Source organism: Streptomyces sp. NPDC054863 (assembly GCF_053610825.1).
The window spans coordinates 1-9,874 of sequence record NZ_JBSGZD010000295.1 but is presented as its reverse complement, the minus strand read 5'-3'; the positions used below and the strand labels follow the sequence as shown (position 1 = coordinate 9,874).

Here is a 9,874-nt window from a genome sequence, read left to right as displayed (position 1 = left end):
CGCCAGGATCGCCCCGTCGAACCGACGCCACCGGAACGAACGGACGAGGTACGGGAGTTGCGCGCCATGACCGAGGGCCCCACTGCGACGGCCGACGCGCGGACCTCCGCGTACAGCACCGTGTCCACCTCCCTCGCCCTGTACAGCGACCGGGAGTTGGGCGAACTCCTCGACACCGCGGCCCCGCTCGGCTCCGGCATCGGCGGGCGGTCGGCACTGCTGGAGATCGACGGCACACCGGTCTTCGTGAAGCGGGTGCCGCTCACCCGGCAGGAGCTGCGGCCGGAGCACGCCCGCTCCACGGCCGACGTGTTCGGACTGCCCGTCCACTGCCAGTACGGGGTCGGCGCCGTCGGCGGCCCCGGCTTCGGGGTCTGGCGGGAGGCCGCCGTGCACACCATGACCACGAACTGGGTGCTCGCCGGGCAGTACCACGGCTTCCCCCTGACCTACCACTGGCGCGTACTCCCCGACCCGGAACCGGCTCCCCTCCCGGAAGAGCTCGCCGACGTCGACCGGGTCGCGGCGTACTGGGGCGGCGGGCCGGGACTGCGCCGTCGCATCGAAGCCCTCCGGGAGTCCCCGGCGAGCCTCGTGCTCTTCCTGGAGCACCTCCCGCAGACCCTGCAAGGCTGGCTCACCGAGCAGCTGCAAGCCAGGGACGAGGCGGCCGCCGACCGGGCCTGCGCCCTGGTGGAGCGGGAGCTGGAGGCCGGGGTCGCCTTCATGAACGACCGGGGCCTCCTGCACTTCGACGCCCACTTCCAGAACATCCTGACCGACGGCCACCGCCTCTACTTCACCGACTACGGCCTGGCCCTCTCCTCCCGCTTCGACCTGTCGACCGAAGAGGCCGACTTCTTCGACAGGCACCGTACGTACGACCGCGCCTACGCGCTCAGCTACCTGGTGAACTGGCTGATCGTCGGCCTGTACGGGTACCGGCGGGCCGAGCGCGAGGCCCTGATCCGCACGATCGCCGAAGGCGGGCGTCCCCCGGCAGGGCCGCCGGGGGTCACCGCGCTCCTCGTGCGGCACGCACCGCTCGCGAGGGTCGTGACGGACTTCATCGGCAAGGTGGAGAAGGAGAGCCGGGAGACTCCGTACCCGGAGGAGGAGATCCGCCGGATCTTCAAGACGGCGGCGGGCTGAGACCGTACAGGCCCTACCTGCCTCCCGCGCCGTCGTCCAGCCGGGCCGCCGACCTGGCCAGTCCGTCGGCGGCCGTGCTGCACCGGGAGGCGAGGTGGTGCAGGCGGGCGCGGAAGACGTCCGCCTGCGGACCTTCCCAGTCGAGCCCGGCAGCGGCCGTGCGCAGCCGGTCGGCGTGGTCGCGCAGGCTGCCCGCGTGGATGCGCAGGCCCAGGGCGGGTCCCGGGCGGGCGGGGGCGGCCGTGGGGTAGCGGCTCACGGAAGGGTTCGTGGCAGGGTTCGTGGCGGGGCTCATGACCGGCCCTCCCAGGGGGCGAACGCATTGGTCGTCCCGGCGAGTGCCGGGCCCAACTCGGGGTGGTGGCGCAGCAGTACGGTCACCATGGAGTTGCGGTCGACCCACTCCAGGCCCTCCGCCGTGTAGATCTCCGGCCGGTAGTCGGTGGTGAAGAAGCGGTCGCTCTTCAGCCGCCGGCTGGCCATCAGGATGAAGATCCGGAAGAGGCTGTCGCTGAAGCCGAAGCCCGCCGGGCGCGGCTCGGCGAGATTGCCCACCAGCGTGTCGACGCGGTCGAGCCTGTTCTCGTACAACTCCCGCAGCAGCGAGGTGTCTTCGGCGTGCCCGCCGGTGAGTTCGTCGAAGGAGGCGACCGGGCGCTTGCGGAGCATCTGCCGGTAGGCGTTGTAGCGGGGGATGCCGCGCTCGCGGTCGCGCAGGATGTCCACCGTACCGAGGTCGATGTGCTCGCCGGAGAGACGGCTGAGGTTGCGCAGCGCGTCGGGGTGGTTGTGCAGGACCAGGGCGCCGGGGTGGGCGGTGCCGAAGGAGTAGAGCAGGTCGGTCGTGCCGTACGCGTCGATCGCGGAGCGCGTGGTGGCACCCTGCATGTCGTCGAAACCGATCAACTCCCTTGCCCTGCCCCGGCGGTGGTCGCGGATCGTCAGCTCGTCGGGGATCAGCGGGTGCAGCCGGTACGCCGAGACGAACTCCTCCGTCATGGAGAACGGCGCGGCGTGGTGCGCGGTGCGCGAGCCCAGACAGCCGCTGAGGGCCTCGCCGCCGATCGGGCCGAACCGGCGGGTCACCCAACGCGGCAGCAGGCCGTACCAGTTGGCGTTCATCGCCCGCCGGACGACCGGGGTGTCCAGGATGCCGGGCGTCCACTCCACGGTGTGGATCTTCGCCATGAGGGCGGTGTTGACCAGCCGCGCGGTGTGGAAGAGGCGCTCGTCGTCCCAGGTGGGGTGCTGGGCGGCGATCAGGTCGCAGATGGAGTTGTGCTCCTTGGCGAAGAGGGTGTGCAGGAGGGAGAGGCCCGTCCAGTAGTCGCTGTTGAAGCCGGTGGCGTCCAGGCAGCCGAGCCCGGGGCGCGAGTCGGCGGGCAACCTGCCCTCCTCGACGCGGAGTCGGCCTCTCTCGCCGGTGCGCAGCGAGCGGCAGCGCTCCTCGGTCGAGCCGTAGATCTGCGAGCCGTCCCACCAGTGGGTGACCGTGTTCTCGTACGTGGGCGGGGCGTCGGGCGAGCTGTGCGCGACGGGGTCGGGGCGGGTGCGGTTGACCCGCATCGGGCAGTGCGCCCAGTCGTCGTCGGCGGCCAGGGGCACGGTGAACGGCTCGGCCTGTTCGTTGTCGCCGTGGTTGGCCCAGCCGTGGTTCTGGAACTGGATCCAGGCGGCGGCCAGCAGATTGAGCGACGTCGCGGGCACGAACTTCCGGCGGGCGAGCAACTGCCTGCTCACCTCGCGCGGGCTCGGCCGCATCAACTCCTCGTCCGGGTCGGGGAAGACCAGGTCGAGCGGGGAATTCCGGTCGAGCCGGGTGCCGACCCGGCCCATGTCCTCGTCGTACGGGTCGTAGCCGGAGCCGTCGTAACTCCGGTAGGGGGCCAGCTCGGAGGTGGGCCGTCGGGGGCGCTCACCGCCCGCGCCGTACGTGTCGTGGAGGTTGTGGCGGCGCAGGTCGGAGCGGAGCACCTTGATGTTCGCGATGCCGAGGAGGGTGGGCAGCTCCCACCAGTCGCGGGTCCTGTTGAGACGGGCGAAGGCGGCGGACTCGATGCGCTCGACCAGACCGGGCGGGCCGAAGGGCTCGGGCGGTTCGGTACGGGCGGGAGCAGGGGCGGCGTCGGGGTGTGAAGCGTCGGGGTGCGGTGCGTCGGCGCGCTGGTCGGTGCGCTGTCTGGCGGTGTCGGACATCGGGGATCCTCAGCGGTCGTGGAGGGTGAAGAAGCGGTTTCCGGTCACCCGGCCGCGGTAGGCGGCGAGCTCGGCGTCGACGTGCGCGCTCGCCTCGGGGACGTCGTGCGCGAGGTTGTGCGCGTACCGCTCGGCGGCGTGGCACAGCGGGAAGGCGTGGGTGTCGTCGGTCCAGGTGTACTCGGTGAACTCCGGGCCCAGCGGGTACGGCGACACCGCCGAACGCCCCTCCAGACTCGGCACGATGTCGTGCTCGTTGACCAGCGAGAACACCTTCGTCCGCGGATCGGCGGGCCGCTTCTGGTCGATCGGGGAGCCGATCGCGACGACGTGCGTGACCGTGTACAGGGCGTTGAAGTCGGGGTGTCCCGCCAGGTTCATCGCGGTGACCCCGCCCTGGCTGTGCCCGACCAGCGCGACCTCCGCCCCCGAGGGGATCACCTGGCGCAGCGCCTTGCGGACGGCCCTGCTGTACGCGGTGTCGGCGCCCGCCACCGAGTCGATGGCGCCGAGCAGGTCCTGCGGGCTCTCCGCGCCCAGCGTGCGGGCCATGCCGGCGAACTGGACGACGTACCGCTGCACCCCGTCCGGGCCGATGACCTGCTGGACGAGGAGGAGACCGGCGGTGCCGATGAGCCCGATGTTGGTGATGTGGCCGACGAGGGTGCCCGACATGTCGAGCGCCCCGACGAGCTCCGGGTCCGGGGTGTGCGGCTCGGCGCGGCCCTTCCCCCGGTCCAGGAAGTCCCAGATGCGGCCGTTCGCCCCCACCAGGTAGTCCGAGGTCAGGGCGCGGCCCGTGGCGACCTGCCAGCCCGCGTTGTCGTTGTACGGATTCTCGTCGGTGAGCGCGTTCCAGGCGATGATGTCCGCGAACGACGGCGCGAGCAGCGCCAGCGCGTACTCGGCGCCCTCCGCGTGCAGCAGCGCCTTGAACGTGCGGAACGCCTCGACCTGCCGGTCCTCCTCGATGGCCTTGAGCACCTTCGAGGTGGCCGGGTGGTCGAGCAGCTCCGGGTGGCGCACGGCGGCGGCCCTGATGCGGGCCTTGAGGCCCGCGACGGCGAGGCTGACGGCCAGGTTCTCCCTGCTGGTCAGCACCCCGGCCAGCCACAGCGTCCCGGCGAGCGGTCCGCGCCCCTGCGGACCCCAGCCGAGGCCCTTCGGGTCCATGAGGGTGCGCAGCAGGGAACGCTGGGCGGCCCGGGTGCGGCGGGAGCCGAGCGCGGTCAGCGGCAGCCGGGGACCGAGGGCGACGTGCGAGGCGTACCGGCTCGCCTCCCGGACGGCGTCGGCGGCCTCGGCGAGCTCGCGGCACACCTGGTGCAGCGAGTCGACGTCGGGCTCGGAGCCGGGGTCGACTGCGGTGCCGTGCGGACCGGCGTGCGGACCGGCCAGTGGATCGTGCATGAAGTCGGACATGGCGGGGCTCTTCCCGGTGGGGTCGGGGTTCGCGGATCGGACGGGTCGCGCCTGGTTCAGCGCGGGGCGAGCCCCAGCCGGATCTTGCCGGTGTCCAGGACGCCGGGAAGGGGACGCCCGGTGTCGAGGACGGGGTGCTCGCCGGTGAGGCGGTGGCCGCGCAGCACTTCGGCGCAGAGCGCGGAGCCGAGCAGCAGCCCCAGTTGGTCGCCGGGACAGCGGCCCGGGCCCTGGCCGAACGGCGCCATCGTGGTGTCCCGGTCCGCTCCCGGCTTCAACCACCGCCCCGGAGCGAAGAGTTGGGCCCCGGGCACCACGTCGGGGTCGCGCTGGTGGAAACCGATCGGCACCAGGACGGCGGTCCCTGCGGGCTGCCGCACCCCGCGCCACTCGGTCTCCTCGCGGGTGACCCGCACGAGATCGGGGACGACCGGGTACAGCCGTACGGACTCCTGCACACAGGCCCGCAGCCGGGGGAACCCGGGCCCGCCCGCCTGCACGTCGTCGTACGCGGCCTGCTGCTCGGCCGGGTGCGCGGCGAGCAGCAGCAGGGTGCGGGCGACGACGGCCGCCGTGCAGATGTCGGTGGCGAGCAGCCAGTGGTGGGTCTGGCCGAGCGGGTCGGTGCCCTCGGGGGAGGGTGCGGCCAGCGCGCGGGCCGCCAGGGTGTGGGCGGGCGCGGTCGCCGCGTACTGGGCGACCCGGGCCTCCACCCTGGCGTACAGGGCCTTGCTGTCGCGGGGTCTGACCTTGCCCATCCAGTTGCTGCGGCGGCGCAACATCCCCAGCCAGCCCGCGAGTTCCGTGTCGTCGGCGGCCAGGTCGCCGAGCACGATCCGCCGGGAGACCCGGCTCACCGCCTCCAGCACCGCGGGGAACGCGAGCGTGCCGGACCCGGTCAGCGCCCGGCTCTCCTCCGCGACGATGCGCAGGTAATCCGTACAGTCGGGGTGGACAGGATCGTGCCAGGCGAGGACCTCGTCGTTGAGGTCGCGGCGCTCCTCGCGGCGGGCCCCGCGCGAGCAGATGACCCCGTTCGGCTCGAACACGCTCAGGCTGTCGTACTTGTCGGGCGGGTCCATGGCGAGGGTCATCACCGGCTCCGCGAAGAACCGCCGGATGTCGCTCTGCTCGAAGAGCACGAGCATGTCGCCGGAGAGCCCGCGCACCAGGACGGGTGCCCCGCCGTACTTGCGCTTCATCGCCCGCAGCGTGGCGCTCGACCAGGCGCTCTGGTTGACCTTCGCGTACAGGGAGACCACCGGGAAGCGCAGGCTGACCAGCCCCCGGACGAAAGCGGGCAGGGTGTGGGTCGCGACGAAGCGGACCGTATCGGCGCGCCCCGCCCGGACCGGCGGCGCCGGTGCGGTCCCGTCCCGGCCCGTGGTGTGCGGTGCGATGGTGGGGAGCGTGGTCATGCCGTGACGACCTTTCCGGGGTTGAGCAGATTCTTCGGGTCGAAGAGGCGCTTGAGGCCGCGCTGCAACTCCAGGGAGACCGGGCCGAGTTCACGCTCCAGCCAGTCCCGCTTGAGAGTGCCGATGCCGTGCTCGCCGGTGCTCGTGCCACCGAGGGCGAGTCCGGCGGCCATGATGTCGTCGTACGCGGTCCGCGCCCGCCGGAGCTCGTCCGGATCGGACTCGTCGAAGACGACGGTGGGATGCAGATTGCCGTCCCCCGCATGACCCAGCGTGAAGATCGTCAGCCCGTGGTGCTCCGCGATGCCCTCGATCAGGCCGACGAACCGGGCGAGCTGGGAGCGGGGCACCGCCACGTCCTCGATGAACGCGGTGACCGCGCCGCCCCTCTTCGCACACTGCGCGGCGAGCGCCGGGCTCACCAGCCGGCGGGCCTCGATGATCTGCCGGGCCTCCTCGGCCGTCGCGGCGGCGTCGACGTTCCCTGCGCCCGCCTCCTTGCAGAGGTCCGCGATCGCGGCGAGGTCGGCGGCCGGGTCGGCGGTGTCGCACTCGACGATCAGGGTGGCGGCGCTGCCCGCGCGCAGCAGCGGATGACCGTACGCCACGACCGCGTCCGACGTCGCCCGGTCGAGCAGTTCCACGGCGGACGGGGCGTGACCGGCCGCGGTGATCGCGGCCACCGCGTCCCCGGCGGCGGTCAGGCTCGGGAACTGGGCCAGCAGCGACAGCGCGGGCGGCCTGGCAGGCCGCAGGGCCAGCGTCGCGCCGACGACCACGGCGAGCGTGCCCTCGGAGCCCACGATCAGGCGGGTGAGGTCGTATCCGGCGACGCCCTTGACGGTGTCCCGGCCGGTCCGCATGCGCCGCCCGTCGGGCAGTACGAGGTCGAGGCCCAGGACGTAGTCCGCGGTCACCCCGTACTTCACGCAGCAGATGCCGCCCGCGCCGGTGGCGATGTTGCCGCCGATGGTGCAGCGCTCCCAGGACGCGGGGTCCGGCGGATAGCTCAGCCCGTGCTCGGCGACGGCGTCGGCGAGGCCCCGGGTGGTGACGCCGGGCTCGCAGCGCACGAGGCGGTTGGCCGGGTCGATCTCCAGGATCTGGTCCAGCGCGGCGGTGGACAGCACGATGCACCCGTCGACGGCGTTCGCCGCCCCCGCGAGACCGGTGCGGGCCCCCTGCGGAACGACCGGCACCCCCCTCTCGTACGCCACCGCCATCAGCTCCGCGACCTGCTCGGCGGTCCGGGGGACGGCGACCACCGCGGGCGTACCGCACTCCGAGAAGGGGGCGGAATCCCTTGAGTGGGCGGCGAGTTCGACGGGATCGGTGAGCAGCGCGTCGGCGGGCAGCACGGCGGCGAGCCGGGCGAGCAGCGGGGCGGAGCCGGTGGTGAGGGTCATGACGGCCTTCCGGGACGGGACGGCTTTCGAGGGACCGGGGTGCGGGGTGTGGGCAACGCGCTCTCAAGGCTGGCCCTAAAGGGAGGGCAGTTCGGTGCTGACCGGTACGTCGATGAGCACCGGCGCCTCCTGCTGGAGCGCCGACTCCCGTACGAGCTTGGTGAGTTCGTCGGCGCCGGACGCCTGGTGGGAGCGGACGCCGTACCCGGCGGCGATCGACACGATGTCCAGACCGGGGATGTCCAGACCCGGCGCCCCCTGCGCCTGCTCCAGCCGGGCGAACCACTGGAGGATCGCGTACCGCTGGTTGCTCAGGACGACGAAGGTGACCGGCACCTTGTACGTGGCGGCCGTCCACAGCGCCTGTACGGCGTAGTGGGTCGAGCCGTCGCCGATCACGCACACCACGGGCCGGTCCGGCGCGCCCAACTGCGCCCCGACGGCGGCGGCGAGCCCGAAGCCGAGACCGCCGCCCGCGGTGAACAGGAAGGAGCCGGGGGTGCTGATCCGGGTCGCCTCGTGGAACTGCCCCAGATTGGAAGGGGATTCGTTGACCCACAGGGTGTTCGCGGGGGCGCCCGCGGCGACGGCGGTCATCGCGGCGAGCGGGGTGAGGGCGCCGTCCGCGTCCAGCGAGGGGGCGGCCTCCTGTCGCTGCGGCTCGGGCTCGGCCGCTCCCCGGGTGTCACGGCCCGGGAGATGGGTGAGCAGGGCCCGTACCGTCAGCGCGAGGTCGGCGACCACGGCGTCCCCGACGGGGGCGCGGGCGGCCTCCTCCGCGTCCCGGGTGAGCTGGACGAGCTCGGCGTCCTCGGGCAGGTAACTGCCGGGAATGTAGGGGTAGTAGCAGAAGACCGGGGCGCCGATCACGAACACCAGGTCGTGGCCCGCCAGGCAGCCGGAGAGCGGTGCGATCGCGGGCGGCAGCACGCCCCGGTACTGCGGGTGCGACTTCGGGAACGACACCCGGCCCTCGGTGGGCGCGGACCACACCGGCAGCCCGGTCCGCTCGGCCAGTGCGACGACGTCGTCCCAGGCGCCGGAAGCGTCGACGTCGTTGCCGACGACCAGGACGGCACTGCGCGCGGAAGCCAGCCGGTCGGCCAGTCGCCGCACCGCCTCCTCGCCGGGGGCGGCGGCGTGCAGGACCGTACGGGCCGCGGTCCTGGCCGCGGCCCGGTCCGTCTCCTCGTCGACCTCGGCGTCGAAGTCGTCCATCGGCAGCGACAGGAACACCGGCCCCTGCGCCGGGGTTTCGGCGATCTGGACACCCCGGGCCAGTGCGGGGGCCACGTCCGCGGGGCGCGGCGGCTCGTACGCCCACTTCACGGCGGGCAGCGGGAGGTGGGTGGGCTGGGGGTTGGTGAGCAGGGCCTCCATGGTGAGCATCGCGCGGACCTGCTGGCCCGCGGTGACGACCATGGGGGTGCGGTTGGCGCGGGCGTTGAGGATGGCGCCCATCGCGTTCCCGGTGCCGGGTCCGGTGTGCAGGTTCACCAGGGCGGTCGTGCCGGAGGCGAGGGCGAACCCGTCGGCCATGCCGACGACCACGGCCTCCTGGAGCCCGAGCACGTACCGGAAGTCCTCCGGGAACTCCTTGAGCATCGGAAGCTCGGTGGAGCCAGGATTGCCGAACAGGGTCGTCATCCCGCGAGCCCGGAGGACGTCCAGCACGGACTCTCGAACGGTGCGCATGGGGGGACCCTCCGCGAGACAACCGGTAGCAGACAGTGCTCCATTCATCACACGGCGTGGTGTGCGGCGACACCGTACGTACGCCGGCCGGGTGACGGTCGTCAGGGGCGGTCCGGCCCTAGGACTGCCGGCCGGCCGCCCTGCCCACCAGTGCGATCGGCACCGTCGCGCACTGCGTCGCCGAAGCGACCGTCATCGTCCTGACCCCGGTGCGCGCCGCGATGTCGAGCAGCCGGGCCGCGTCGCACAGGAACGGCGTGCCGTGCACGATGTCGCGGGCGCAGGTGGCCTCGTCGGCGAAGGCGGGCAGCCAGGGCTTGCCGTCCTCGCCGCGGATGAAGACGACGGACCCGGCCTCGTCCACGGCGATGATCACGCCGTCGGCGACGACGGCGGCGAGCAGGTCCGTGTGGTCGGGTCCCTCGCCCTCAAGGATTTCGGCCAGGGTCGGATGTGCGGAATTCATCCCTTGATCATACGGGCGGGGTCCGGGGCGCTGTCCGGGATGCCGTACCGCCCCCGGCGACCCGCACTCGCAGCCGGTCGACCGCAGCCGCGGACAGCACCTCCGCCCACCGGAGGTGC

8 protein-coding genes are annotated in these 9,874 nt (G+C 72.9%); 1 reads left to right on the top strand and 7 read right to left on the bottom strand.

The features are described from left to right. Positions 1-66: 66 nt before the first annotated feature. Positions 67-1,152: a protein kinase family protein gene (locus ACWGIG_RS32665; RefSeq protein WP_453325309.1), complete on the top strand. Its 1,086-nt coding sequence runs from the start codon at positions 67-69 to the stop codon at positions 1,150-1,152. A gap of 13 nt (positions 1,153-1,165) precedes the next feature. Here ACWGIG_RS32665 and ACWGIG_RS32660 read toward each other — a convergent pair whose 3' ends face one another. The 7 genes from ACWGIG_RS32660 to ACWGIG_RS32630 form a co-directional block, all read right to left on the bottom strand. Beyond that, positions 1,166-1,411, bottom strand: a complete 246-nt coding sequence (locus ACWGIG_RS32660) for a hypothetical protein (protein WP_453325308.1) — start codon at positions 1,409-1,411, stop codon at positions 1,166-1,168. Positions 1,412-1,443: 32 nt separating this feature from the next. Continuing rightward, the gene (locus tag ACWGIG_RS32655) at positions 1,444-3,348 is read right to left on the bottom strand and encodes a peroxidase family protein (protein WP_453325307.1); all 1,905 of its coding nucleotides are present in this window, start codon (positions 3,346-3,348) and stop codon (positions 1,444-1,446) included. Positions 3,349-3,357: 9 nt separating this feature from the next. Continuing rightward, positions 3,358-4,770 (bottom strand): hypothetical protein, encoded by a 1,413-nt coding sequence (locus ACWGIG_RS32650; protein ID WP_453325306.1) that lies wholly within the window; start codon positions 4,768-4,770, stop codon positions 3,358-3,360. Between the two features lie 56 nt (positions 4,771-4,826). After that, positions 4,827-6,188 carry a cytochrome P450 gene (locus tag ACWGIG_RS32645; RefSeq protein WP_453325305.1) on the bottom strand — a complete coding sequence of 454 codons (1,362 nt, stop codon included), beginning with the start codon at positions 6,186-6,188 and terminating at the stop codon, positions 4,827-4,829. Beyond that, entirely contained in the window at positions 6,185-7,594 is a 1,410-nt protein-coding gene (locus ACWGIG_RS32640) for an FAD-binding oxidoreductase (protein WP_453325304.1), read from the bottom strand. Before ACWGIG_RS32640 ends, ACWGIG_RS32645 begins: the two co-directional genes overlap by 4 nt. A 75-nt stretch (positions 7,595-7,669) precedes the next feature. After that, complete coding sequence (gene mdlC, locus ACWGIG_RS32635; RefSeq protein WP_453325303.1) at positions 7,670-9,289, bottom strand: benzoylformate decarboxylase; 1,620 nt, start codon at positions 9,287-9,289, stop codon at positions 7,670-7,672. Between the two features lie 118 nt (positions 9,290-9,407). After that, the gene (locus tag ACWGIG_RS32630) at positions 9,408-9,755 is read right to left on the bottom strand and encodes a hypothetical protein (protein ID WP_453325302.1); all 348 of its coding nucleotides are present in this window, start codon (positions 9,753-9,755) and stop codon (positions 9,408-9,410) included. Positions 9,756-9,874: the final 119 nt, after the last annotated feature.

Coding starts and splice junctions, on each gene's coding strand:
- ACWGIG_RS32665 (WP_453325309.1), top strand. CDS start 67: ATGACCGAGGGCCCCACTGCGACGGCCGACGCGCGGACCTCCGCGTAC.
- ACWGIG_RS32655 (WP_453325307.1), bottom strand. CDS start 3,348: ATGTCCGACACCGCCAGACAGCGCACCGACCAGCGCGCCGACGCACCG.
- ACWGIG_RS32650 (WP_453325306.1), bottom strand. CDS start 4,770: ATGTCCGACTTCATGCACGATCCACTGGCCGGTCCGCACGCCGGTCCG.
- ACWGIG_RS32645 (WP_453325305.1), bottom strand. CDS start 6,188: ATGACCACGCTCCCCACCATCGCACCGCACACCACGGGCCGGGACGGG.
- ACWGIG_RS32640 (WP_453325304.1), bottom strand. CDS start 7,594: ATGACCCTCACCACCGGCTCCGCCCCGCTGCTCGCCCGGCTCGCCGCC.
- mdlC (WP_453325303.1), bottom strand. CDS start 9,289: ATGCGCACCGTTCGAGAGTCCGTGCTGGACGTCCTCCGGGCTCGCGGG.
- ACWGIG_RS32630 (WP_453325302.1), bottom strand. CDS start 9,755: ATGAATTCCGCACATCCGACCCTGGCCGAAATCCTTGAGGGCGAGGGA.